Origin of the sequence: Porphyromonas sp. COT-108 OH1349 (assembly GCF_000768755.1) — a bacterium.
Taxonomy (GTDB): Bacteria; Bacteroidota; Bacteroidia; order Bacteroidales; family Porphyromonadaceae; genus Porphyromonas_A; species Porphyromonas_A canoris.
The window spans coordinates 213,835-239,242 of sequence record NZ_JRAH01000013.1 but is presented as its reverse complement, the minus strand read 5'-3'; the positions used below and the strand labels follow the sequence as shown (position 1 = coordinate 239,242).

The window sequence follows — 25,408 nt, the reverse complement described above, 5'->3', positions numbered from 1 at the left end:
GGCGTTAAATTTCATGTTTATTAACGCGAAAAAGCCCCATCAAACGGACTGAGAAAAAAATTTTTCCAAATTCGCGATTTTCTGTATAACCCTAAAAATCAATACTCTAAGCCACCTCTTTGTGATCATGAAGTGCAACATCGGAAAAAAAGAGAGCAGATCGGAGAGAAAATCGGGAGATTCATTTTTATATAAAAGCAGCACCAAAATGCTGCTTTTTTGAAGTTCGGATTGTGGAAAAATGCGGCATCTTTTTCTACCTTTATACCCTAAAAAGAAAAAAGATGGAAGAAAAAAAGATTGCACTTATAGAGACTTCGGATGGGAGTCATACCATTCTCATTGATGGTGGTAATGAAAGCTATCACTCGACCAATGGGGCAATAACCGAGTCCAAACATGTTTATATCCGTGCCGGACTGGAACATTTTCTGGAACAGACCTCAAGCAGAGAGGTTCGGATCGGGGAGATAGGGTTTGGTATGGGGCTGAATGCAGTGTGTGTACTGGAATACGCCCTTGCACATCCGGAACTGTCTTTTGAGATGCGGAGCATTGAGTACGAGCCTCTACCCACCGACGTTCTTCTCTCTCTGAACTATGCGGAAAGGCTCGGTATGGAAAAAGAGCATGTCGAGCAGATTTTCCGTGCAGAATGGAATGCCCGAACCGGGATTCTTTCCAATCTGACCCTGATAAAAGAACACGCCGATGCTCTTGATTTCAACTTTGAAAACGAGAGCATCGACGTGCTGTTTTTTGATCCTTTTGCGCCTGACAAAGTGGAAAGTCCGCTTTGGAGCGTTCCTTTCTTCAAGAAAATGAGAGCCTGTCTTAGGAAAAACGGCATCCTCACAACCTATTGCGCAAAGGGCATTGTAAGAAGAGGGCTTCAAGAAGCCGGGTTCAACGTGGAAAGACTTCCGGGTCCTCCGGGAAAGAGAGAGATACTCCGTGCCACAAAATTGTAGCTCTACTCCGCAGCTTTGGTACTCTTCTTTGTTGTCTTTTTCTTGGCTTTCAGTTCGGAAAGCTCTTTTTCCAGTGCCACGATCTGCTTATCCTGATTTTGTATGGTAAGCACCAACGCACTCAGTTCTTCGTTTTCGATGGAAGTCGGATACTGTGCCTGAATACGGAGAACCACATCGCTAAGAACATTCATATAGTTGTTGAAAGCATCGTAAGCATTATCATACGGACTGAAAGGCCTTACATCCTGATAGAGTGTAGTCATATAGAAGAAGTGGTCGCAAGACTGAAGATGCAACCAGTCCAGGAACAGCCTTCGGTCTGTACTTAGTCTCAACCGTTCTCCCCACTCGCCCAACTTTCTGAATGCTTCTTGTTGTAACACATTGCCAAGCCAGGAAGTGATACCTTTTTCCTCTTCCGACCAAGAGATAGGAGACGGAACAGAGAGCGGTGCAGCCACTTCTTCCTGCTGAAGGATCTCGGATGGCAGTGCCATGGATATGCCTCTGCTTTCCAACGTAGTAGGCAGAGCCTTGAGAAACTCAAAGATTCCGGAAGGACGCTTGTGGATATGACCGAATGTTTCCAATGGGATATCTATGTAAACAAAGCTCTCTACCTCGGGAAGATTGGCAAACCAACCGGCAAGCTTCTCTGTGGTAAGAGGATACTCGGACCAGTGCAGGTTAGAGAAGTGTCGTACAAGATCGGAGCTGTATGAGGCATTGCGCAACATCAGTTTAAGCTCCGGAGCTTCCGCCGAAGAGTACAGATAGTTGGGACTTTTCCAGCCAAGAACGTGCTTTGCCCCTTCCGTCATCATCGCCTTAAAGCCCATCTTTTGAGCCGTAAGAGCTATATCGTCCGAGTAGATCAGCTCTGTATTTCTCAACACTCTCGGAGAGACTCCGAAAAGAAGTTCGATCTTCTTGGAAAGCACCCCGACCTCTCTCTCAAACTCTGCGGTATCTCCCAATGAAGAGAGGGAGTAAGAGTATGGTGCGGCGATGAACTCTATCTGTCCGGTAGAGTTGATGTCCAAAAGAAGATCCAACAACTCCGGAGCATACAGCTCTATCTGCTCGAATGCAGTACCGGATATGGAAATGGAGAATCGGAATGGCACCCTGTCCTGTATGATAAGATCTCTTATTGTTCTAAGTGCAGGAAGGTAAGACTCTTCTGCTAACAGACGAAAGACTTCTTCGTTCTGAAAATCGTCGAAATAGTAGTGGTCATTCCCTATATCAAAGAAGCGATATCTCTTCAGCCTGAAAGGCTGATGCAAGTTTAGATTGAGACATATTCTTTTCATGACTTTATCTTTGATGTGAAAATATTCTTAGTTAATGGTTATTCCGTAAAAGTGCTGCAATGCTACCTCAAAAGCCGGTCGTAAATATGCCTTACTTTGAGCCCTGCATCTTCCCACTTGATATTGTTTACCTCTTTCAAGCCCTCCTCTTTGAGGAATGTGTGAAATGCCGGATAGGTTACCAGACCGTGTATAGCGTCCGCCAAAGCATCCACATCCCAGTAGTCCACTTTGATGGCATAGTCCAAAATCTCGGCACAACCGCTCTGTTTGGAGATAATACTGGGGACACCGCACTGCATGGCTTCGAGAGGAGAAATACCAAAAGGCTCGGAAACGGAAGGCATCACATATACATCGCTTGCCTTGAAGACTTCGTACACCTGATTTCCTTTCATAAAGCCCGTAAAGTGCATCCGATCGGATATGCCTCTCATGGCACTCAGACGGATCATCTGATCCATCATATCTCCGCTTCCTGCCATTATAAAACGGACGTTCTTCGTTTTAGCCAAAACTTTTGCAGCTGCTTCAATGAAAAACTCAGGACCTTTCTGCATGGTTATTCTACCAAGAAAGGTTACGACCTTATCCTTTACGCCCTTCTTATCCCTTATACTCAAGATAGAAGGGCTAAGTGGTGTTACGGCATTGTGAACGGTGGTTACCTTCTTGGGATCTTGGTGATACTTCTCTATCACGGTATTACGGGTAAGATTACTTACAGTGATAATATGATCGGCGTAATCCATTCCGTTCTTCTCTATGGCGTATACCTGCGGGTTCACTTGCCCTCTTGACCTGTCGAAGTCCGTAGCGTGAACATGAATGACCAGAGGCTTTCCACTAACGCCTTTGGCGTGTATGCCGGCAGGATAAGTGAGCCAGTCGTGAGAGTGAATAATATCATAGTCGAGCTGTCTGCTCAATACCCCTGCCATTATAGAGTAGTTGTTGATCTCCTCCATCAGGTTATCCGGATATCTTCCGGAGAATTCAAGGCATCCGAGTTCGTTGGTATGCAGATAGTTGAAATCGGTATAAATCCCTTCACGCAAATGGAAGTAGAGTTCCGGAGACATTAGTCTTCCTATCATTGCATCCACTTGTTCTCTGCTCACATTACGATACACGACAGGAACTTGAGATGCTCCTATGATACGCAAAAAGGACTGATCTTCGTCTCCATGCGGTTTAGGAATGACGAATGTAATATCCATATCCTCCTGCAAACTCATACCTTGAGTGAGTCCGTAACTTGCCGTTCCGAGTCCTCCAAGTATATGCGGTGGGAATTCCCAGCCAAACATCAATGCTTTCATATTTTATCTATCAAGGTATTTCTCTGATTAGAAAATATCGAATATATCATCACCTCTGCGCATATCATCATCCAGCCTGTTTTTGATCCTAAGTATCGCACTGATACTTGTGGCATAAGAGATCTCTCCTCTACTGTAAAAAGGAGGAGTGGCATCGTATAGCTCGGAAATGGTACCGATTCCGTGGTTGGAAAGCTCTCCTTCAAACGGTATCATCATGCGCTCCACAAAAGAGTATCCTGCCCTTCGGAAGAGATGAAGATATGCACTCAGGTAAGGATACATAAGCCAACTCCAGACACCTCCATTGTAATATGAAAGAGACCTGTCTCTCAAACTTCCATTACAGTATCCCTTATAAACCTTTCCCACAGGGCTTAGTGTCCGTAGTCCTAATGGTGTCAAAAGCTCCTTCGTTACGATGTCGAGCACCGATCTTTGAAGCCTTCGGGAGAGTGGTGAGTACATCAATCCTATTGCAAACAACATATTGGGTCTCACGCTCCAATCCTGAGGTAAGTTGGGATTAACGTAATCGAAGAGATAATTATGCTCATTCACGAAGACACGAACAAAAGATTCGGAGACTCTTGCGATCTCGTCTTCCAATCTGTCGTTATCGGGTTCAAGCAATGTTTTATAGAAGCACAGAGCATTATACCACAAGGCATTAAACTCCACGATATAGCCTTCTCTCTTGACAACCGGTTGGAAATCCCACTCTGCATCCATCCATGTAATGGGGCGGTTATCCTTGCTCCATGCGTAGAGCAGTCCGTTGTTTTCCAGCTTCATGTTCGGATGCCTGCTGGACGAAATATAATTTATGATGTATCGCAATGTCTCTCCGAACTTTTCGCGAGTGTCTTCCGGGCTTGTCCACTTGGAGTAATCTATTATTGTATTCACCGCCCAAAGAGGAATATCCGGCTTATCTATATCCATTATGACAGAATCCACTTGTCCGGTTTCCATAAAAAGCTTGAGGGCGGGCCAGAATGTATCCCAAATTCGATGGAATCTTTCCGGCTTTCCTATACCGAAACTACAACCGGTAAGTGCAATAAGCATATTTCTTGCCTTTACTCCTCCCCATGGATAACCGGACATCAGGTAAGCACGCTCCTCATTCGGCTGATAGTAAAACTGGTCTGCGGCATTTACAAGACAGTTCTTAAAACTTGTTCTTGGCGTGCGTTCTTCAACACTTTCATCAAATAAAGAGGAGATCTTTTCGGGTTCCAAAGGAGAGAGACCTGCGGAAAAAATGATGGATTCTCCGGTCTCTATTTCGACCTCAAAGTATCCGGGCATCGGAAGATCCTCGGTACAGGCATGACCTCTTTCCCTCTCTTTATCGTACAAAAAGTGTTTGTACCATGTGGGCTGAGAGATATACTCGTTCTCTTTAGTCATTTGGAGAGCAAGTTTAGGGAATCCGGGATAGAGGCAAAACTCTTGTCCGTTTATCACCGGAGAGGCATTAAGGTTGGCATCTTGCGTTTCAATGCACAACTCTTTCACGCTCCTAAATCCTAAGAGAGGACGAAAACGAAGGGTTGTCTTCGCTTGAGACTCCAAAAGAGTGTATCGGATAAGCACCCGATCATCTTCACGAGAAAGAGCAATCTCTTTACATAGAATCACACCACCTACTCTGTATATCGTTTTAGGCACGCCATCCAGATCGTACTCACGGATATACTTATGACCATTAGGACTAAAATGCTCCCCCTCATACTTATGCACGGCAAGATTGAACTCCGCTCCATGCTGTATGACGGTCTCGTCCAAAGAAGAAAGAAGCACATAGTTGTGAGGTCCTAAATGTGTAATAGGAACGACCAATAACCCGTGGTATTTTCTTGTGTTCAGACCTATTAAAGTGGAACAGTGGTAAGCACCTCGTCTATTTGTACGCAATATCTCTTTATTGAGTACCTCTTCGAGGTTACTCATACTACTTCTGTCAAATTTCAGATAGCTCATAACAGGCTAATTTTAGTAGATTCATTCTCTTTCAAATATAGTATAAAACCACTTATCTACAATATTTCTGCCCTTGGAATAACCCATTTTCTCTCATATATGATACAAGTTTGAGAGTAAAGTAGTAGTTTTTCATTCCCCATTGAGGAGCTATGACCATGTGAGGAGGACTTGATGAAACAAAACGATCGACATACATATCGGGACGAAGATGGCATAGAAAGTCTGCGACAAGTTCCAGATACTCCTCATAAGTAAATAGAGGCAGATCATTAACCTCCCCCTTTAGAAAGTCTGCTCCGAGCTTAGTACCTCTGAGGACTTGAAGTTGATGAATCTTTATCGAATTCAAAGGAAGAGAAGAGATTAAAGCGGCACTCTTCACGATGGCATCCCTATCCTCTCCGGGGAGACCGAATATAAAATGTCCGCCAACCGGTATATCGGCTTCCACCGTTCTCTGTATGGCTCCCACGCTTTCCTCGAACGTATGCCCTCTGTTTACTCTTTCCAGCACGGTGTTGGAAGTACTTTCCATGCCGTACTCCACAGCAACATAAAGGTCTTTATCTCTCTTCAGACTCTTGAGATAGTTAAGAATCTCATCGGGCATACAGTCCGGTCTTGTTCCTATAATCAGTCCCACAACATCGGGATAGGCAATAGCCGTCTCATACTTTCGGATCAACTCATCCACATCACCATAGGTATTGGTGTAAGACTGAAAGTATGCCAGAAACTTCATATCCTTATACTTTCTTCGGAAAAAGTCTATCCCCAGTTGTAGCTGCTCGATAATGGGTTCGGTCTTCAGTGTATATTGGGGAGTGAACGAACTATTGTTGCAGTAAGTACATCCGCCAAAACCTTTTATGCCGTCCTTATTGGGACAGGTGCATCCCGCATTAAGGGAGATCTTCTGCACTTTGTAGTGCGGAAAGATCTCCCTTAAATGTGATGCAAAATCTGCGTAAGGAAGAGGATACTTCATCGTAAAGATTCGGTAAGAAGCATACCTCCTGCTACTGTGTTTGCAGTCTCTTTATCCAATAAATACTCCACAATGGCAAGAGCAAAAGGGAATGAGTAGCCCGGTCCACGCCCTGTGATGATATGACTATCCACTACAACGGGTTCTTTTTGGCTATACTGCCTGCATGCCAACTTCTCTTCAAATCCGGGATAAGCGGTAGCTACTTTCTCCTTCAACAGCCCCATCGAGCCGTACACAACGGGAGCGGCACAGATGGCAGCAAGTAGCAATCCTTTCTTATCTGCTTCTGCAATCATCTCTCTCAAGGGTTGAGAAGCCTCCAGATTGGTAGCGCCGGGAAGTCCGCCCGGTAAAACGATGGCATCGGTTTCCGTATGTTTTACGTCTGCAATACATTTATCTGCCATTACAAGCACGCCATGCGCGCCCACTACTTCTCTATCGGACGTGATAGATACTGTTGTAACATTCACTTCTGCCCTGCGCAAAATATCTATTGTAGAGATAGCTTCGATCTCCTCGAAGCCTTCTGCCAAAAATACAAATACTCTTTTCATACTCAACTTTATTGTTTGATGTTAGACTCTGTCTCGTCATGAATCTCCATCATGAACGGAGCTTATAAATATAAGTTATCTTTCCCTCCGCATTTTTTATGTCTTCCGCAACTGTAAACTTAGCCTTTTTGGCAGCTTCCAATGCTTTCTGCCTCATGGTATGATTATCAATGTTGGTACCCGGACCTATGGAAGCGCTTATCACATTACCTTTTGGATCAACCGTGATACTGATAACAATGCGACCTTCAGTCTGACCTATATATTGAGGTACAGGCAATTTCCCTCCTATAAGTCCGCGTCCGGAAAGATCCCATGAGCCATATCCACCATTCCCCGAACCTGCACCGCCGGAAGAGACATTACCCGTAGGAGAACCCTGCATACCGCTTCCGGATGTACCTGTTCCCCTTGAACCTTCAGAATTTTTGGCTCCCTGAAAAGCGTTGGCTACGCGACTCTGAGCCGCTTTACGCCTCTGTTCTTCCTGTTCTCTAAGAGCCTGTTCGGCTTTCAGACGAGCTTGCTCCTCTGCTTTTATCCTTGCCTCCTCTGCCTTTCGTGTATCTTCCACCTTGGGTGTAGGAGTCTTTGGTGCAGGTTTAGGCTTAGGTTCACTCACCTTAGGCTTTTCCGGCTTCTTCTTTGGAGGTACCGGAGCCATAGCCGGAGCTTCTTCATGCTCTTGCGTCAACAGCTCTTCCGGCTCTCCTTTTTCCGGAGCGGGGGCAGGCTTGGGCATGGCTCTGCGAGACTTTGGAAGTGCTTGGCTCCAACTCTCCATATCGCTACCCATTGCAACCTCTATGTTCCCTATATCCACCGGAGCGCTACTCTGTTCGTCCTGAGCACTCATCGTCATATAGACAAAAAAGAGCAGCAGAACCAGCAAAGCATGAGCCACTATGGTTACAACTATGGCTATGAGTTTTTCTTTACTATTGCTCATAGATAACTATCTCCTATCATCTTTTTTCATAAGTCAGAGAGGCCTTGTCGCCATCACCATCTTAAACTTCTTCTCCACCGCAATGTTGAGGATCTTCACCACTTCTCCATAGGGAATGCTCTCGTCTGCATAGAGTGCGACAAAGAAATCCGGATCTTCCGAAAGCTCTCCGTCGATGTATGCTTTGAGTTCGTCGTAGCCCACTTCCCTGTCTTCTCCATTCTTCATGGTTACATAGTAGCGCAGCTCTTTGTCTATCGTTATTCTTGTAGGAGTCTTCACAGCTGTCTGCTGATTGCTCTGCGGCAAAAGCACTTTGAGAGCATTGGGCATGACAAGCGTGGAAGTAACCATAAAGAATATCAGTAGCAAAAAGATGACATCCGTCATGGAAGCCATGCTAAATATCTCTACGACCTTCGCTTTTCTTTTTAGTTTCATGCCATTACTTGATAGGTTCGTTCAGCATATCCATAAACTCAAGAGCCTGAGTCTCGCTCTTGGTTACCACGTGGTCTATTCTATACACGAGGTGATTGTATGCAAACAGACAGATGATACCGACAATAAGACCTCCCACAGTGGTTACCAATGCTTCGTAGATACCGGAAGAGAGAAGAGATATATTCACATTATTTCCGGCAGAAGCCATATCAAAGAAAGCGTGAATCATCCCTGTAACCGTTCCAAGAAAACCGATCATCGGAGCTCCTGCCGCTACCGTGGCAAGCAGTGGAAGTCCCTTCTCCAGCTTCGCAATCTCGATGTTGCCGACATTTTCCACAGCAACGGAGAGGTCCTGCATCGGTCTGCCGAGACGCTGTATTCCTTTCTGAATCATTCTTGCACCGGGTGTTCCCTCTGCTTCACAGAGCGAAAGAGCGGAAGATATCTTACCCTCTTTCATATAGTCCCTTATCTGGTTCATGAATGTATGGTTGGTGCGTGCGGCTTTGCGTATCACCAAGTATCTCTCTATGAAAAGATAGATAGCCAATATAGAGAGCAACAGAAGAACGATCATGATAGGACCGCCTTTCATAGCCAGATCGAGAAGACTCAAAGACTCCGGAGCCACCGGCATGGCTGCTGCAGCTCCTTCGGTTGTACCGGACAGATCCGGCATGGAACCCGGCTGTACTTGTGCTAAAATAGAATAAATGTTCATCCGATTTATCTTTTATTTTGTAGTTGTTTTATGATTACTGTTTCTTTTGATTGCAATAGTGAGAGGGCTTAAACTTTAAGACACTCCAAGTATGAAGCAATACTCTTCTCCAATCCCAGATACAAGGCATCGCAGATAAGAGCATGACCGATGGAGACTTCCACCAAATGAGGCACCTTTTGAGCAAAAAACCTGAGATTCTCAAGGCTTAAGTCGTGTCCGGCATTCAGCTCCAAACCCACTTCGTGAGCCACTTTTGCCGCTTCGACAAAGGGTTGCACCGCAGCGTCTCTGTCTTTTGCATAGCCGGCGGCGTAAGGTTCTGTGTACAGCTCTACCCTGTCTGTTCCGGTCTTGGCGGCTTCCCGAATGTTGTCCAGGTCCGTATCCACAAATATGGAAGTGCGTATGCCCAAAGACTTAAAGTGTGCCACCACCTCTTTCAGGAACTCCATGTTTTCTGCCACACGCCATCCGGCATTGCTGGTGAGTGCTCCCGGCGGATCCGGCACCAATGTTACCTGCGCCGGACGAACTTCGGAGACAAGACGGACGAACTCCGGTGAGGGATAACCCTCTATATTGAACTCCTCCGTAACGATCTTTTTAAGATCATATACATCGCGGTATCTGATGTGTCTCTCATCCGGACGAGGGTGAACGGTAATCCCTTCCGCGCCCCATCTTTCCACATCCTTGCACACTTTCAACAGATCCGGATTATTACCGCCTCTCGAATTTCGCAGAGTTGCTATCTTATTGATATTTACACTTAGTCTGGTCATCTTATTTCTTTTCTATAAAGCCGATGCGGAGCCACGCTCTCCCCTTTTAGCATCGGAAGAGCAAAGGCATCCTGCGATCCATACAAAAATACTCTTTATATCTCGAATACTCATCACTTTCAAGCTATTTTTATGGTCTTCATCACATTTTCATTCTATTTTTCGGATCCCAAAGAGCGAAAATGAGAACAAATTTTGCCGACTCTTTTCGTGCACTTTTATATAAAAACAGACTCCCTCCCGACCCTCTCCGGAAGGGTGAGAAAAATGTCTCATCTCCGGTTTTCATCTTTCTGAAATCTTGAAACTACTCATAACCAATAGGATATAAATCAGCCCGAATTTGGAAAAAATTTTTCTTCAGTCCGTTTGATGGGGCTTTTTCGCGTTAATAAACACAAAATTTAACACCCAAACTTGTAAATGTTTCCTAATAAAGAAATCCCCCTTTTTAGGGGTATTTTAGGGCAAAAACAGGTAATCTACTGATATTTAGCAGTTTGATGGTTTTGGCTAAACACGTTAATCGAATCCGGTAAACGTATTTAATGAAATCGGTAAACGTGTTTACTGAAAAATTAAACACGTTAAGCCGACAAAATATGCTCGTTTACTGTTTTTAATGAACAGGTATCGAAAATAGTGTTAATAAAACAGCCCAAATTTAACAATTTGCTCGTACTCTGAAAACGACCCCTCCGATCAAAATAGAGAGAGCTTTGGAGCGTGGGATGGAATATATAAAAATGACCTCTTTGCCGGGCATAAAAAAACGACCGATCCCCATAAAGAGATCGGTCGCATAATACTCCTTTTTCTCCGTGAATGAGTACGGAGTTTTTATTTGGTCTTGGCAGGTCCCACCAAGAGTCGGTCTCCGGTATTCTCTGCAATAGCTTTGTAGAAGTTAGGATCGTATCCCGGTTGGCTTGGAGATACGGGATAGTTGTCCGCCGTACGCTCAAACTTACCATCTTTTTCCTTCTTCACGTTACCGTCGATATACTTCACCACGAGATATTCACCCAGCTTTCTCCAGCGAGCTGTTGCGCCATTTGCCTCAGTTGTAGCGTAATTGGTCAAAAACTCTACCGCATCCTTTTCAGAGCCGTTCTTGGCAAGCTCCATCGCATATTTCTCGATCATCGGCTGCATTGCAAAGAATTTGTTTTCGAGCTCACCCTGAACCTTGCGAATATCCTTTATCATATAACTGTACTTGTGATAAGCCATGTTTGCCACCCAGTTGTGCATCCAGAAAGCAGATGTCCACGAAAATTCGAGAAGATCACCATTGCCCACCTTGAAGCAGTCCGGTACAGATGTGATAGAGCAATACTGTGGAGTGAACACGCACATATCGGCATCGTCCACTCCGAACCAAAGCACGCCACCTACGTAGTCGGGAAGATAGTTGCGAAGTTGTGCTACAAGCACAAATCCTGTCTGCTGTGTGGCGATGGCTCTTTCGTTCAGATACTGCTTGCCTTCCACTTCAAAGTGCATAGGTCTCCAGCGATAAGGACAAGCGTAAGGACCTGCACCCACATCCTTGGTCATATCCATGGGAGTGTCTTCGTAGTGGTCGCGCATCATGTTTTGTACGTCTTGTACGGACACTTTGCGGTTAGGCTTCATGTATAGAGGCATTGGAGTGGCATCCATCTCCTGTCCCATTACGAAAGGAAGATACTTATCCATTCCGTCCACAAAGCGGTTGAAGAAGCTCCAAACACGTGCTTCACAACCACGAAGAGCACCAAAGTCGTAAGGTGCATATGCCTTTTGGAAGCTGAACTCGCTATCTTTTCCCTTGAAATAGCCTTTTTCACGAGCGAAAGAGACTACATCTTTCGAGTACACACAGTTTTCTTTGTCTGCGAAAGGAATGTTTTGGATACGTGCTTGATTGGCATGTCCGGAGATACAATCGTCCGGAATACGAATGGCAACCCATACTGCGCCTTTGCGTCCGGGGCCTTTACCGATCATCTCCATCACCCACACTTCGTTCTTGTCTGCGATAGAGTAGCTCTCTCCACTACTGCAATAGCCGTATTCTTCCACCAGCTTACCCATAATGTCTATGGCTTCGCGAGCAGATGCGGCACGTTGAAGCGTTACGTAGATAAGGCTGCCGTAGTCCATGATTCCCTCCGGATTCACAAGCTCTTCGCGGCCACCGAAAGTACTTTCCGTGATGGCCACCTGCTTTTCATTCATGTTACCCACGACGTTATAAGTCTGTGCCACTTGCGGGATGCTGTGTCCCGATGGTTTTCCGGTATCCCATTCCACAATGTTTAAACGTGAATTGGGCGCCCATTTACGAGCATCCCAGTGGTAAAGTTCACCGTAAAGCACATGGCTGTCTGCCGAATAGGAGATGATGACAGAGCCATCCGCCGATGCTTTTCGCCCTACAATAAGTCCGGTACACGCTTCCGCGATGTATGCTCCGGATGTACAAGCCAAGACCGCAACAAGGGTCAGTAGTTTTGATCTAAAGTTCATAAGTATCTGTATATGGTTACTAAAATGCCAAATAAAACTATTCAAACCGAGATTTTCAACGCTATTACCTGAAAATCTCAGCTTACAAACATACCAAAAAAAGTCCAAACGGGGTAAGAAAAAAGGGTAAAATGGTCTGTTAAAACCATTTTACCCTCTGTTTATAGAGATCGCTCTACTCTATCAGATCTTGTTGTTGGATCCGAGAACGTTTTCGATCTTGTGCTTGTAAAGCTCTTTCAAACTGTCGCGAGCAGGTCCGAGATATTTTCTTGGGTCAAACTCAGCCGGAGATTTCGCGAATACTTCTCTCACTGCAGCTGTCATTGCAAGACGACCATCGGAGTCGATGTTGATCTTACATACGGCAGAACCTGCGGCATGACGCAACTGATCTTCAGGAATACCGATGGCATCCTTCAGCTGACCGCCATACTTGTTGATAGTGGCAACCTTATCTTGTGGAACGGAAGATGATCCGTGTAGCACGATAGGGAATCCCGGTATGCGCTTTTCAATCTCTTCAAGAATATCAAAACGGAGAGGAGGAGGGACCAAAAGACCATCTTCATTGCGTGTACACTGCTCCGGAGTAAACTTGTTGGCTCCGTGAGATGTTCCGATAGAGATGGCAAGAGAGTCCACGCCTGTCTTTGTTACGAAATCTACAACCTCTTCGGGACGAGTATAAGTGTGATGCTCTGCAACGACATCATCTTCCACTCCGGCAAGAACACCAAGCTCGCCCTCAACGGTTACGTCGAACTGATGAGCATACTCTACAACCTTCTTGGTCAGAGCCACATTTTCTTCGTAAGGAAGGTGAGAACCATCGATCATGACAGAAGAAAAGCCCATCTCGATACAGCTTTTGCACAATTCAAAAGTGTCTCCGTGATCAAGGTGAAGAGCAATCTGAGGATTCTTACAACCAAGCTCTTTTGCATATTCTACCGCACCTTGAGCAAGATAACGTAGTAGTGTTTGGTTGGCATATTTGCGAGCACCGCTGGATACTTGCAAGATTACCGGAGAGTTTGTCTCTGATGCTGCTTGAACAATAGCCTGAAGCTGCTCCAGATTATTGAAGTTGAAAGCAGGTATAGCATACCCTCCATCAACGGCTTTAGCAAACATTTCTCTTGTATTTACCAAGCCAAGATCTTTGTAATTTACCATGATATTTTAATGTTTATGGATACATACTCGAATAGCATTACTATTCGAGTACAAAAGTAAATATTCTTAGCGAACTGTACTAATCTTTATAAGCCCTATTTCTTTCCCGTTTTCAAGGAGAAAGAACCAGGGAAATCCGGGAGATTTCCTGCTGTCGCTCTTTCGTATTGCTCGATCCCAAATACTTGTTTATGACTTTTAACTCCTCCTTGATAACCTCTTTGGTTTCGACATCTATCAGTGAGATTTTTGCCTGTCCGAACAACACTTCTGCGTCTTTCTGGTAGACATATCCGTTAATAATGATGGGTTGAGTAATATTTAACCTCACAGTCTTATCAACAGGCAGGGCAAGCCCGTCGTATGTTCTGCGAACGAATAAGCCGTTTTCATCTAAAGCGGTCAGGTCGGACATATCTCCGTAAAACATGAAACCCTCTCCGTGCATCCATATCTCTATACGGACATTGTAAGACCTGTTGTTGGAAGAGAGCTTTTCATCATAGACGGTATTAGAGGAACACCCAACCAAAATCAGATTGAGCAATAAAAGCCAAAAGGCTATCGGCATCCTCCATCTGTTATGAATTATTTCTCTTGACATTGTCGTATGCTCACATTTTGCAATAAAGCGGGAGAAGCCTTCAGTCTGTCCGTTCCTTCCAACCGGATAAAAGAGGTTGGAGAGTCCGTCAAAACTTTCTGTTGCAACAGATAGACATTTTCAGGAACATTCCATCTGAGGACAGCGGCTTTTCCAAACCTGTTATACACTTTGAATAAGAGTCGGTGAGTACCTTTAGGAATCCTTAAAAGCAATAAATCGCTAAAGGGTTCTGTGAGATCTCTTTTAATATTTCCATAAACGTACTCTCCGTTCAAGTAAACCATCAAACCATCTTTATAAGAAAGGTTTATAGGCAGTATGGTATCGTCATATACGGTTATGGGCACATCCAAAGCCACTGCTCTTCTTGGGCGTAGAGGATAATTCATATCCATAACCTCTTCTACCTCTTCCCATTCACCATTATCCGTTACAGGTGCTCCGAATACACCATAAGCTATCTTCCGTCTTGCTTTACCAAGCAAATATTTTGGTGTGGAAACAGAAAGGTTTTTTCCTTCTGCCAAAACAATCTCCTTTGCTCCCTTTGAAGTAACAAGACGAATGCTTTTACCTTTATCTTCAAGAGGATATAAAAGCAACAGAGAACTTTCTTTCTTATTCAGATAAGGAGTATTCCATTTATAACCGATGACACTGCGGTATCCGCAATAGTAGTCCAATGACGAATGGCTGTTGAGATACTCGGCATTGGCATAAGAAAGTACTTCTTCCGGTTGTCGGATAGAGGTCTTCGGAGTATAGTCATAACCTTTCTTATACTCTACTTTAACCACCATCACCGGATATTCCAATGGATGCAGAGGAGCTCGTAAAGCCAATCTTACTGATCCGTCTTGAAGACGAGAATAAGAGAGACGCTCTTCTTTCCCTTCACCATTAAGCAGTGTAACCCTCTTTATATCTCCTCGATGAGCAGGAAGAAGAATATCCTGCATCCGCTTATCTCTCATATCCGAAGAGGTCGGGACAAACAGATAAATGCTCTTTCCTCCTTTTGCAGTAGCCAAATAAGACTTATCCTCCAAAGAAAAAGGAGCTGCCTGGACACCATACAGAGCTTCTTGATAAACAGCAGTGCGTTTTCCCATCTCTTTCAGCACCTCCACTTCAAAAGGTACCAAAGATCCGCTCCCCATAGGTCCTATATTGAGCAGATACTTTCCTCCTCTTGCAAGTACTTTTACCAAGGAGAGAAATTTCTCATTAACCTTATCTGCGACCTCTCCTCTCTCTTGCCATGAACGGTATCCCCATGTTTCGTTAAACATGGATGCTGCCGTCTGCCATGGTTTCACTATGGAGTAGTTGGGGTATTCATTGTCTGCCATTACGGAAAAATCCGCTTGGTCGTTCCCCACTCTACCGCTAACCATACACTCCGGCTGCAGTTGATGTACAAGATTATACAGTTCGCGACTCTGTTCTGTCGTTAGTGACCCCATGTCGAACCAGAGTTCATCCACCTTTCCATACTTGGTCAGAAGCTCTGTTACCTGCTTTTTATTGTACTCGTGATGCAGGATGGTAATAGGATCTGCATTGTGTGAAGAGATTGGCATAGCACCGGGAAAGTTCCAGTCTATCAGAGAAAAATAGATACCGAAACGCATTCCCTGCTTATGACATGCCTCTGCAAGCTCTCCGATAAGATCTCTCCTTGCCGGTGTGGCATCCATTACATCGTAAGAAGTGTAGTCTGAACCGAACAGACAAAACCCGTCATGATGTTTTGCTGTAATCACTATGCTTCTCATGCCTGCAGATTTAGCCAGCCGGACTATCTCGTCCGGATTGAAATCTTTAGCATCGAACTGTTCGGCGAAAGCCTCATACCAATCCGAGAAATGCACTCCAAAACTTAATATCTGCTCGGAATAACCGGACTCTACCCTCTCTCCATTCCAAACTCCGGCAGGTATAGAGTAAAGTCCATAGTGAATAAACATGGAGAACGCATCATCTTTCCATTCCGTCTGAGCCTTAACAACGGAAGAAGAAAAAGAGAGCAACAATAATGATAATATGGCAAGGTTAAAACGCATCACTCTATCTGTATTGAGATTCAAGCTCGTATATTCCTCCGGGCTTGCTTCTAAGATATCCATTAAGTTCGAGTTCAAAGAGTTCGGCAGACGCTACATGGATTGGGATGCCCAGTATCAAAGAGATATCTTCCATTGTACACCCCTCTCTCTCTTTGAGTAGAGAGTAGTATCTGCTACTCTTTAACTCCTCCGGTATATCTGCAAATATACCAATAGATTGTTGAATAACTTTACTTTTACCTTCCTTTAAGCTATCCCAACCTATTTCTGTCAGCATCTCTTCGGCTGAACAAAAGATCGAAGCTTTCTGCTGAGAGATAAGTTCGTTACAGCCTGAAGATAGCATATCTCCCACTCTGCCGGGGACGGCAAACACAGAACGCGAATAAGAGAAAGCCAAGTCTGCCGTAACCAAAGAGCCTCCTTTCGCTGCACTTTCAACGACAACCGTAGCATGAGACAAGCCGGCAATGATCCTGTTACGAGCCAAAAATCTTGCAGGTAAAGCCTTTGTATAGTACGGATACTCGGTTATCACGGCTCCTCCTGCCTGTATTATATTCTCGGCATCCCGTCTATGGACTGCCGGATAAAGAGTATGAAGCCCATGCGCAAGCACTGCCAATGTTTTAAGACCATATTTAAGAGCTGCCCTGTGTGCCAGAATATCGATCCCGTATGCCAATCCGCTTACAATGACAGCGTTCGGATTGCTTTCGGCAACAGCTTTTACGATCTTATCCACCATGCTTTCTCCATATCCCGTACAGCTTCTACTCCCTACGATACTTATCCATGGGGCATTCGGTTCAGGGAGTTCACCATAATAGTATAAAAGCAGAGGCGCATCCACGCACCCTTTCAAAAGAGCAGGATAAACATCATCGCTACTGAAGCAGATGTTTATCCTGTCATTTTTCCGAAGCAGATCCAGCTCTTCTTGAGCCTTGAGAAGCGCTTGACCATCGTATATAGCGGATGCCAACTTCGGTCCTACTCCATCCAGACGAAGCAGTTCCTCTTTCCCTTTATTCCAAATATCGGTAGCCGATCCGCACAGATCAAGCAGGGAGTGAGCTATCACCGGTCCTACTCCATCCACACAGCTCAAAGCCAGTAAAGCTTTCTGTTCCTCCGTCAGTATCATCCGAACAAGGTATCGAAATACTCTCCACGAGTAAGTCTTCCATCCTTTACGATAGCGACATGTACTCTCCCTTTGGAGTGTATTACAGAGCCATCCAAAGATGTAATATCTTGATAGAAGATCATCTGAGCGCCGGATCGTTCTTTACGAAGAGTTACCTTGAAATGATCTCCACTCCGAAGAGACTTTTTGTATTCCACTTCTATCTTCACCACGAAAGCGTCCAATCCTTCATCGTGCATACGGCTAAAACTCTCTTCAAACGTCTCCAGATATTCATGCCGGGTATGCTCCATATAATGAAGATAACGTGCATTGTTTACCACACCTTGCAGATCGCACTCGTAGTCTCTGACCTTAAACTCCAATTCGTAAACGATTTCGCTCATGACTTCTACTGTTTATTTGAATCGGGAGCCGGAATCCTGCTTCATTCTCATGGCATACATTCTATCTCCCGGACGTACCTTTTCCGGTACTTTTATACTGAAACGTTCGCCTTTCTCCGCTTTGTCAACACTCTTGAGATCTACCCTTATATCTTCAGCCACGACAAAGACGGCACCTGTCGTAGGTCCGGTGATCACCAACTCCTCTCCGACAGAGACGGCGCTGCTTTCCACCTCGACCTCCGCAACGGAAAGATTACTGAAATACTTGGTTACTTTTGCCACATAGACCTTTACTCTTGTGGCGGAAGAGCCGTAAGAGTGTGTCCACTCTCCGAGCTTCTGTCCCAGATAGTAACCATCCCAAAATCCTCTGTTGAAGACTTGTTCCAATCTGTAATCCCAGCCATCTATCTTCTCTTGCGTAAACTCTCCGTTGCAGTAAGCCTGTAACGCTTCACGATAACACTCGGTCACGGTACGGACATACTCCGGACCGCGTGCGCGTCCTTCTATCTTAAAGACTCTCACTCCGGCGTCTATCATTTTGTTCATAAAGTGGATGGTCTTCAGGTCTTTTGGGGACATGATATATTGGTTGTCTATATCCATCTCTATACCATCCTCTTTATCTTTCACGGTGTACTGCCTGCGGCAAATCTGATTGCAGGCTCCTCTGTTTGCGGAAAGATTTTTCTCATGCAGGCTAAGGTAACACTTGCCACTCACAGCCATACACAAAGCTCCGTGTGCAAACATCTCTATGCGGACAAGCTCGCCTTTGGGACCTCGAATATCCTGTCTTATGATCTCATCGTAAATATGACGGACTTGGTCCAGATTAAGCTCTCGTGCCAACACGACCACATCGGCAAAATGGGAGTAAAACTTCAACGCCTCCACATTGGTGATATTGAGCTGAGTGGAGAGATGCACCTCCACTCCTTTTGAAAAGGCATACTGCATGGCCGCGACATCGGAAGCGATGATGGCAGAGACATCCGCCTCTTTCGCCGCATCTATTATGGAGTGCAGCAGATGCATATCCGAGTCGTATATGATTGTATTGACCGTGAGATAGGTTTTCACTCCTTTCTCCTTGCAAAGGCGGACAACCTCTTTCAGATCTTCGTTCTGAAAACTTCGGGAAGAGTTACTTCTCATATTCAATCCCTGAATACCGAAGTAGACAGAGTCTGCTCCTCCCTGTATCGCAGCGTGAAGAGCTTCAAAGCCGCCCACGGGAGCCATTATTTCTAAATCCTCCAAACGAGGTCTTATATCTGCATTCATATATCGCAAAGTTACTAATTTTTAGGGTTTCTTTCCAGACCACATACCAAAGAAAAAAGCCTTACAGACAGTATTGTCTATAAGGCTTTTGTGAGCTCTTCCTCTTGGACTTGAACCAAGGACCCTCTGATTAACAGTCAGATGCTCTAACCGACTGAGCTAAGGAAGAGTTTCAAAAATTTATCGTAAAGCAGGTGCAAATTTAGTACAAATTTTCGTTTCCGCAATAGCAATGCTCCTCCTCTGCCCGAAGCAGGAGATTTTTTCCCTGCAATGAAGGAAGATAGGGCTGTTTTTCATACCCGTATCTTTTCCCGATCTCTTACAGATATTCCGGTCTGTCAAATAAAAAATCAAAGAGGAGAGACAAAAAGAATTTCTCTATAAAACGATCGCAGCCGAGAGGAGCTTTTATATAAAAACAGAATGGCTACAAATCTCCTCAAAGAGCCGTTTTGATATAGAGAATTAAAGCACCAATTCCACTTGAAGCGCCTTAATAAGCTAATAACAAAAGAGATACAAGAAATCTCGAATTTGAGAACTTTTCTCCTCTTGGTCGTTTTCATGGGCTGTTTTCGAGTTAATAAAACTCAAAAACAAGCCGGTCGTATGTAAACAAAACCTAACTCAAAAAGAGCCACAAAAAGCACGAAACAGACAGAGAAACAGATAAAACACTGATAACCAAAAGACTAAAGAAATATTCTTAATACTTTAATTGAATCCGGTAAACGTATTAAATGAAATCGGTAAATACGTTTACCGATTTCGTTAAATACTTTAAGCCGACAAAATATATTGCTTTAGCATTTCGAGTAAACAGGTATCAAAATTTGTGTTAATAAATCACCCCGATTTAACAGTTCTGTCACGCTCTGAAAACGCCCCCTTCAAGCAAAATAGAGAGCGAGAAAAAAGCCCTTTTTTCTCGGGATGGAATATATAAAAACAGCTTTTTCGGAATTATAGGTTATGACTTCTCGATGACACCGTTTTCGTGATTTTTTTGGTAAGTTCCCTATCCGAAAGCAGCTCTTCAAGTGTGCCGGGTATCCGGTAGTCCCACACATGAGACGCATTTTCCGGGAAGTTTATCTGCTCTTTATCCGGAGAGATATGATCATACTTGCCTGTCAATGCCCACCAATCCTGTATGGGAAGAATCACGGCAAGAGCCGGCATCTTCACAAGCATATTTACCACTCCGCTCATCTCCATCGGCTCTTGGAAAAGATAGTTAAGCCCCTGTGGCGGAGTCATGGAAAGAAAGAGCTGTGTGTACTCTTGAGACGACAGGGTTTCCCACCATTTCCGAAGGCTTGGCATATCATGAGTTCCGGTGGAAAGAATATTTCGATACTCCACATCCGCAGAGGTCATAAACGTTTCTTCGGGTTTACGAGAAATGCGAGGTAGATTGAGCGACAAGATGTTATACTTCTTCAAGACATGAGGAACGGCATTGCTCATAAAGCCTAAATCTTCTCCGCAAAGCAGCATCCTTGAACTTTTTGAAAGCCGATCCAGTCTCTCCTGCGCCGTTTTGTACCAAAGCTCATCATTTCTTTCGTAATAGTAGTGGTAGTGAAGAGCCGAAACAGCTCTCTTCTCCTCGTTGGACAGCGAGGCGTAACGCATTGTAAGCTCCGGCAATACCCTCGGATGCAGACCGTTGTTCATGTCTCTGATAAACAGCGCCTCTCCTCTGATCTTTTCGGCTAACGAAATTGCCTTGCCAGAGAGAGTGGCAGAGGAAAGAGAACATTTGGGATCGGGCATTACAAGATTCTGCCCTTTTCTCTTCAAGACACCGGATGCAACAAGTTCGTTTACCACCTTTTTGGACGACATCGAAAAGGCTTGCTCTTCCGAAACGACCGGTAGGGTAAGAGCTTCAATGTCTATATCGGGGATATACTGCGCTATGGTGTGGCTGTCCAAAGGGATGGCAGGATCGAAGTAACCACAGCAGGCATTCTCCGTATATTCGGGAACAGACCAGATGCGAAAGAATCCCAAAACATGATCTATCCTGATGGCATCATAGATGAGAGCCATGCACTGCATCCTGTTAGTCCACCATCTGTACTCCTCGGAAGCGATACTCTTCCAGTCATAAGTAGGAAATCCCCAGCACTGCCCCTCTGTGGCAAAAAAGTCGGGCGGTGCTCCCGCTTTGAGGTTCATATTGAGAAGATGAGGTCTTACCCAGGCATCCACACTATCGGGTGCAATCCCGATGGGCAGATCTCCCTTTATGGCTATGCGATTTTCGGCTGCATAAGTCTTGGCATCCAGCAGTTGATCATAGAGAAGATATTGAAGATAGATGTGGTAATGCAGCTCCAAAGGCAGGCTGAGACACTCCGTTCGTCCCTTTGTCTTCTCTTTCAGATAGGTGGGATAGGCAGACCATTCGGCAACAGCTCTGCCCGGATGTTCGGAAGAGTAAAGCTTGAACAAGGCATATTCCAGAAGATCTTCGGAATGAGCATCATAAAAGGAGAGATATGCCTCTGTCATCCATTCTTTTGAAGAGGTAAGCTGCTCAAAATGGTGCCGATACGCTTCCATCTTAAGAGATAAAACGGAAGAATACGCCACTTTATCTTTTTTGTCGAATCTCTTCAACTTCTGCAACAGACTCTTGCCGGCCATCCCTCTAAGCGATAGATAAACCGGGTTCAGAGCAAATGTGCTGATGGCATTATAGGGGTAGTTCCTATCGTCTGAACAGGAAAAATTGGTATCGTAAATGGGAAGAAGCTGTATCACTTGCTGCTTGGTCTGCTTCACCCAATCGATAAGAGTTTTGAGATCATCAAAGTCCCCGATACCGGTAGAGCTTTCTGTGCGCAGAGAAAAAAGAGGAACCACCGTCCCCGAAATGCGTGGAAGGGATAAGGATTGAAACGTTGGGAGTGAGAGATTTACAAGAACAGGAGCACGATTTTCCTCCGCTCTGAAGATTCTGTTTCCATCTAAAAGTTCCCACTCGACCCTGCCAAAAGGATCTTTTGCAATCAATTTGTATTCAAAAGGTTGCCCTCCTCCTCTGATTTGTGCCATAAGCCGCCCCCCAACTTGCCGAAAAGGCAGAGCCTCTTCCGGATTCCAATAGCCCAATTCTTCTATACTGCCTGCGAGATACAGACTTTCGTTCAGTGGCGAAAAAAGCAGTGGCAAAGTGAAATAAACACCTTCATTCTCCATTTCAAAAGAGGAAAGCGGGGTGCTGGGACGCAGTATGACATCGAAAAGTTGGTTATCAAGAAGCCCCAAAGATGTGGAACAACGCCAGTCGTCTCTCACTATAAAGCTCTCGATATCACTCTTAAATGGGAGTCTTAATTCGTGAACACCGGATGTTTCACTATCGACCAATGACTCATTTCGATAAACTTCGTAGCTGTATTTAAGCACTATCTCCGTGGCTGATGAACAGGGATTTATGGTAAGAGTTCTCGTCCAAAAATCAAGGTCTAAAGGAGAGAGCATAAACAACAAAGAGGTAGCATCCCGGTTCTGAACCGAACCATTAACTACCTCAATAACAAGCAGACGAATATCTTCTCCGTCTGCCACTCTCTTGGAAAGCTCAAATTTGATATGAATAGGGTGCATGAAATCTGTTTTTCTTCCGTAAAGATACCTTTTATTCACGATTTCAGCGTGGAGAGACCAGAAAAACAGATGAGACAGGAAGGAGTCTTGGAACACTTGAGGATATTCCTTTGGAAGAAATATTTAAGAAGACAGATGTAATAAATATTTGTATACTCTTTTCTAACGCTGCTTTTGCAGATTGAAATATTGGGAAAAACAGATGTAATAAATATCCGGCCTGCGATATTTATACAGCTATCTCTAAAAGAATACCGGAACAACAGATACAATAAAATGCCTACAAAAGGGCTATAAACAAGAAAAGAGCCTTTCTGCACTTGGCAAAAAGGCTCTCTTTATATCAGCATATTGGACAAAACAAGATGTACGCAGAACTTCTGTAACNGGCTATAAACAAGAAAAGAGCCTTTCTGCACTTGGCAAAAAGGCTCTCTTTATATCAGCATATTGGACAAAACAAGATGTACGCAGAACTTCTGTAACCTCTATCTTATATCCTGCATAAATAACACGCAGAATATCTCGTAATACTTCGCTCCAGAAAGGAGGTGTTCCAGCCGCACCTTCCGGTACGGCTACCTTGTTACGACTTAGCCCCAGTTACCGGTATTACCCTAGTACGATNAATACTTCGCTCCAGAAAGGAGGTGTTCCAGCCGCACCTTCCGGTACGGCTACCTTGTTACGACTTAGCCCCAGTTACCGGTATTACCCTAGTACGATCCTCGCGGTGACGTACTTCAGGTACTCCCGACTTCCATGGCTTGACGGGCGGTGTGTACAAGGCCCGGGAACGTATTCACCGCGCCATGGCTGATGCGCGATTACTAGCGAATCCAGCTTCACAGAGTCGAGTTGCAGACTCCGATCCGAACTGAGATGAGGTTTGGAGATTCGCACCCTGTCGCCAGGTAGCTGCCCTTTGTCCTCACCATTGTAACACGTGTGTCGCCCCGGATGTAAGGGCCGTGCTGATTTGACGTCATCCACACCTTCCTCGCGGCTTACGCCGGCAGTCTCGCCAGAGTCCTCAGCTTTACCTGTTAGTAACTGACAATGTGGGTTGCGCTCGTTATGGCACTTAAGCCGACACCTCACGGCACGAGCTGACGACAACCATGCAGCACCTACATACATGCCCCGAAGGGTATAAACCGTCTCCGGTCTACGTCATGCACATTTCAATCCCGGGTAAGGTTCCTCGCGTATCATCGAATTAAACCACATGTTCCTCCGCTTGTGCGGGCCCCCGTCAATTCCTTTGAGTTTCATCGTTGCCGACGTACTCCCCAGGTGGATTACTTAACGCTTTCGCTGTAGAACATACATTATATCGCATACTCTTAGTAATCATCGTTTACGGCGTGGACTACCAGGGTATCTAATCCTGTTTGATACCCACGCTCTCGTGCTTCAGTGTCAGTTGTAACTTTGTAAGCTGCCTTCGCAATCGGAGTTCTGCGTAATATCTATGCATTTCACCGCTACACTACGCGTTCCGCCTACAGCATCTACACTCAAGCTCCTCAGTTTCAACGGCAAGACTATGGTTGAGCCACAGCTTTTCACCACTGACTTAAAAAGCAACCTACGCACCCTTTAAACCCAATAAATCCGGATAACGCTCGTATCCTCCGTATTACCGCGGCTGCTGGCACGGAGTTAGCCGATACTTATTCTTAGGGTACTTGCAAATTGCCTCGCAAGGCAAACTTTAATCCCCTACTAAAGAAGTTTACAACCCATAGGGCAGTCATCCTTCACGCGAATTGGCTGGTTCAGGCTCTCGCCCATTGACCAATATTCCTCACTGCTGCCTCCCGTAGGAGTCTGGTCCGTGTCTCAGTACCAGTGTGGGGGTTTAACCTCTCAGTTCCCCTATCCATCGTCGCCTAGGTGAGCCGTTACCTCACCTACCAGCTAATGGAACGCATGCCTATCTGTCAGCTATAAATATTTCCTTGAAATACCATGCAGTATCTCAAGTGTATGCGGTATTAGTCCGAATTTCTCCGGGTTATCCCCCTCTGACAGGTAAGTTGCATACGCGTTACGCACCCATCCGCCGGTCGCCANCATGCAGTATCTCAAGTGTATGCGGTATTAGTCCGAATTTCTCCGGGTTATCCCCCTCTGACAGGTAAGTTGCATACGCGTTACGCACCCATCCGCCGGTCGCCACCATATTCAGCAAGCTGAATACGTGCTGCCCCTCGACTTGCATGTGTTAAGCCTATCGCTAGCGTTCATCCTGAGCCAGGATCAAACTCTTCTTTGTCATTTTGTTTCTATTTATTCCTATGCTCAGTATNTCCTGAGCCAGGATCAAACTCTTCTTTGTCATTTTGTTTCTATTTATTCCTATGCTCAGTATCCTTAATATATTTCCCAGGTAATAGTTGACGGGTAAACACTAAAAAGTTGTAAGATGCCAAAACATCTATCTACTTCTGTTTCCCTTGTACTACTTTGTTGATTTTTGTCTCAATATGTCTATGACCTCTTTTGTTGTCCAAAGAGCATTAC

Annotated in this window: 18 protein-coding genes, 1 tRNA gene and 1 rRNA gene; 1 reads left to right on the top strand and 19 read right to left on the bottom strand. The window is 44.9% G+C overall.

Features of this window, described 5'->3' with window-relative positions:
• Nucleotides 1-284: 284 nt before the first annotated feature.
• Complete coding sequence (gene mnmD / locus JT26_RS02945; protein ID WP_036792777.1) at nucleotides 285-971, top strand: tRNA (5-methylaminomethyl-2-thiouridine)(34)-methyltransferase MnmD; 687 nt, start codon at nucleotides 285-287, stop codon at nucleotides 969-971.
• A 2-nt stretch (nucleotides 972-973) separates the two neighbouring features.
• Here mnmD and JT26_RS02940 read toward each other — a convergent pair whose 3' ends face one another.
• From JT26_RS02940 to JT26_RS02850, 19 genes are all read right to left on the bottom strand, one after another.
• Nucleotides 974-2,290 (bottom strand): glycoside hydrolase family 57 protein, encoded by a 1,317-nt coding sequence (locus JT26_RS02940; protein WP_036845841.1) that lies wholly within the window; start codon nucleotides 2,288-2,290, stop codon nucleotides 974-976.
• 62 nt (nucleotides 2,291-2,352) lie between these two features.
• Nucleotides 2,353-3,612, bottom strand: coding sequence for a glycosyltransferase (locus tag JT26_RS02935; RefSeq protein ID WP_036845838.1), 1,260 nt, complete (start codon nucleotides 3,610-3,612; stop codon nucleotides 2,353-2,355).
• A 27-nt stretch (nucleotides 3,613-3,639) separates the two neighbouring features.
• Complete coding sequence (locus JT26_RS02930) at nucleotides 3,640-5,601, bottom strand: glycogen debranching enzyme N-terminal domain-containing protein (protein WP_036845835.1); 1,962 nt, start codon at nucleotides 5,599-5,601, stop codon at nucleotides 3,640-3,642.
• 52 nt (nucleotides 5,602-5,653) lie between these two features.
• Nucleotides 5,654-6,592 (bottom strand): TIGR01212 family radical SAM protein, encoded by a 939-nt coding sequence (locus tag JT26_RS02925; protein WP_036845831.1) that lies wholly within the window; start codon nucleotides 6,590-6,592, stop codon nucleotides 5,654-5,656.
• Entirely contained in the window at nucleotides 6,589-7,152 is a 564-nt protein-coding gene (locus JT26_RS02920) for a DJ-1 family glyoxalase III (RefSeq protein ID WP_036845828.1), read from the bottom strand. The genes JT26_RS02925 and JT26_RS02920 overlap by 4 nt, the downstream gene beginning before the upstream one ends.
• 49 nt (nucleotides 7,153-7,201) lie before the next feature.
• On the bottom strand, nucleotides 7,202-8,101 hold the full coding sequence (locus JT26_RS02915; protein WP_036845825.1) for a TonB family protein: 900 nt from the start codon (nucleotides 8,099-8,101) through the stop codon (nucleotides 7,202-7,204).
• Nucleotides 8,102-8,134: 33 nt separating this feature from the next.
• Complete coding sequence (locus JT26_RS02910; RefSeq protein ID WP_036791761.1) at nucleotides 8,135-8,542, bottom strand: biopolymer transporter ExbD; 408 nt, start codon at nucleotides 8,540-8,542, stop codon at nucleotides 8,135-8,137.
• A 4-nt stretch (nucleotides 8,543-8,546) separates the two neighbouring features.
• Entirely contained in the window at nucleotides 8,547-9,269 is a 723-nt protein-coding gene (locus JT26_RS02905; protein ID WP_036791758.1) for a MotA/TolQ/ExbB proton channel family protein, read from the bottom strand.
• 68 nt (nucleotides 9,270-9,337) lie between these two features.
• Complete coding sequence (locus tag JT26_RS02900) at nucleotides 9,338-10,054, bottom strand: pyridoxine 5'-phosphate synthase (RefSeq protein ID WP_036791755.1); 717 nt, start codon at nucleotides 10,052-10,054, stop codon at nucleotides 9,338-9,340.
• Between the two features lie 840 nt (nucleotides 10,055-10,894).
• Nucleotides 10,895-12,568: a dipeptidase gene (locus JT26_RS02895; RefSeq protein WP_052110315.1), complete on the bottom strand. Its 1,674-nt coding sequence runs from the start codon at nucleotides 12,566-12,568 to the stop codon at nucleotides 10,895-10,897.
• Nucleotides 12,569-12,751: 183 nt separating this feature from the next.
• Nucleotides 12,752-13,747 (bottom strand): class II fructose-bisphosphate aldolase, encoded by a 996-nt coding sequence (locus JT26_RS02890; RefSeq protein ID WP_036791753.1) that lies wholly within the window; start codon nucleotides 13,745-13,747, stop codon nucleotides 12,752-12,754.
• Nucleotides 13,748-13,859: 112 nt separating this feature from the next.
• Nucleotides 13,860-14,351, bottom strand: coding sequence for a hypothetical protein (locus tag JT26_RS02885; protein WP_152565478.1), 492 nt, complete (start codon nucleotides 14,349-14,351; stop codon nucleotides 13,860-13,862).
• Entirely contained in the window at nucleotides 14,336-16,483 is a 2,148-nt protein-coding gene (locus tag JT26_RS02880; RefSeq protein WP_235300009.1) for an alpha-L-fucosidase, read from the bottom strand. Before JT26_RS02880 ends, JT26_RS02885 begins: the two co-directional genes overlap by 16 nt.
• A complete protein-coding gene (gene dprA, locus JT26_RS02875; RefSeq protein ID WP_052110314.1) occupies nucleotides 16,425-17,570 on the bottom strand; it encodes a DNA-processing protein DprA in 1,146 nt (381 codons plus the stop codon). The genes JT26_RS02880 and dprA overlap by 59 nt, the downstream gene beginning before the upstream one ends.
• Nucleotides 17,567-17,959, bottom strand: a complete 393-nt coding sequence (locus tag JT26_RS02870) for a thioesterase family protein (protein ID WP_036791748.1) — start codon at nucleotides 17,957-17,959, stop codon at nucleotides 17,567-17,569. The genes dprA and JT26_RS02870 overlap by 4 nt, the downstream gene beginning before the upstream one ends.
• A 12-nt stretch (nucleotides 17,960-17,971) precedes the next feature.
• A complete protein-coding gene (locus JT26_RS02865) occupies nucleotides 17,972-19,252 on the bottom strand; it encodes a peptidase U32 family protein (protein ID WP_235300008.1) in 1,281 nt (426 codons plus the stop codon).
• A gap of 95 nt (nucleotides 19,253-19,347) precedes the next feature.
• Nucleotides 19,348-19,421, bottom strand: a tRNA-Asn gene (locus JT26_RS02860).
• Between the two features lie 797 nt (nucleotides 19,422-20,218).
• Entirely contained in the window at nucleotides 20,219-22,879 is a 2,661-nt protein-coding gene (locus JT26_RS02855; RefSeq protein ID WP_036845814.1) for a 4-alpha-glucanotransferase, read from the bottom strand.
• Between the two features lie 643 nt (nucleotides 22,880-23,522).
• Nucleotides 23,523-25,160 (bottom strand): 16S ribosomal RNA (locus JT26_RS02850).
• Nucleotides 25,161-25,408 lie beyond the last annotated feature (248 nt).

What these genes read in the sequence shown, in the direction of transcription:
- mnmD (WP_036792777.1), top strand. Translation starts at nt 285, where the DNA reads ATGGAAGAAAAAAAGATTGCACTTATAGAGACTTCGGATGGGAGTCAT.
- JT26_RS02935 (WP_036845838.1), bottom strand. Translation starts at nt 3,612, where the DNA reads ATGAAAGCATTGATGTTTGGCTGGGAATTCCCACCGCATATACTTGGA.
- JT26_RS02915 (WP_036845825.1), bottom strand. Translation starts at nt 8,101, where the DNA reads ATGAGCAATAGTAAAGAAAAACTCATAGCCATAGTTGTAACCATAGTG.
- JT26_RS02910 (WP_036791761.1), bottom strand. Translation starts at nt 8,542, where the DNA reads ATGAAACTAAAAAGAAAAGCGAAGGTCGTAGAGATATTTAGCATGGCT.
- JT26_RS02905 (WP_036791758.1), bottom strand. Translation starts at nt 9,269, where the DNA reads ATGAACATTTATTCTATTTTAGCACAAGTACAGCCGGGTTCCATGCCG.
- JT26_RS02855 (WP_036845814.1), bottom strand. Translation starts at nt 22,879, where the DNA reads ATGCACCCTATTCATATCAAATTTGAGCTTTCCAAGAGAGTGGCAGAC.
- JT26_RS02930 (WP_036845835.1), bottom strand. Translation starts at nt 5,601, where the DNA reads ATGAGCTATCTGAAATTTGACAGAAGTAGTATGAGTAACCTCGAAGAG.
- JT26_RS02890 (WP_036791753.1), bottom strand. Translation starts at nt 13,747, where the DNA reads ATGGTAAATTACAAAGATCTTGGCTTGGTAAATACAAGAGAAATGTTT.
- JT26_RS02880 (WP_235300009.1), bottom strand. Translation starts at nt 16,483, where the DNA reads ATGGATATCTTAGAAGCAAGCCCGGAGGAATATACGAGCTTGAATCTC.
- JT26_RS02885 (WP_152565478.1), bottom strand. Translation starts at nt 14,351, where the DNA reads ATGTCAAGAGAAATAATTCATAACAGATGGAGGATGCCGATAGCCTTT.
- JT26_RS02940 (WP_036845841.1), bottom strand. Translation starts at nt 2,290, where the DNA reads ATGAAAAGAATATGTCTCAATCTAAACTTGCATCAGCCTTTCAGGCTG.
- JT26_RS02920 (WP_036845828.1), bottom strand. Translation starts at nt 7,152, where the DNA reads ATGAAAAGAGTATTTGTATTTTTGGCAGAAGGCTTCGAGGAGATCGAA.
- JT26_RS02895 (WP_052110315.1), bottom strand. Translation starts at nt 12,568, where the DNA reads ATGAACTTTAGATCAAAACTACTGACCCTTGTTGCGGTCTTGGCTTGT.
- JT26_RS02900 (WP_036791755.1), bottom strand. Translation starts at nt 10,054, where the DNA reads ATGACCAGACTAAGTGTAAATATCAATAAGATAGCAACTCTGCGAAAT.
- dprA (WP_052110314.1), bottom strand. Translation starts at nt 17,570, where the DNA reads ATGATACTGACGGAGGAACAGAAAGCTTTACTGGCTTTGAGCTGTGTG.
- JT26_RS02865 (WP_235300008.1), bottom strand. Translation starts at nt 19,252, where the DNA reads ATGAATGCAGATATAAGACCTCGTTTGGAGGATTTAGAAATAATGGCT.
- JT26_RS02870 (WP_036791748.1), bottom strand. Translation starts at nt 17,959, where the DNA reads ATGAGCGAAATCGTTTACGAATTGGAGTTTAAGGTCAGAGACTACGAG.
- JT26_RS02925 (WP_036845831.1), bottom strand. Translation starts at nt 6,592, where the DNA reads ATGAAGTATCCTCTTCCTTACGCAGATTTTGCATCACATTTAAGGGAG.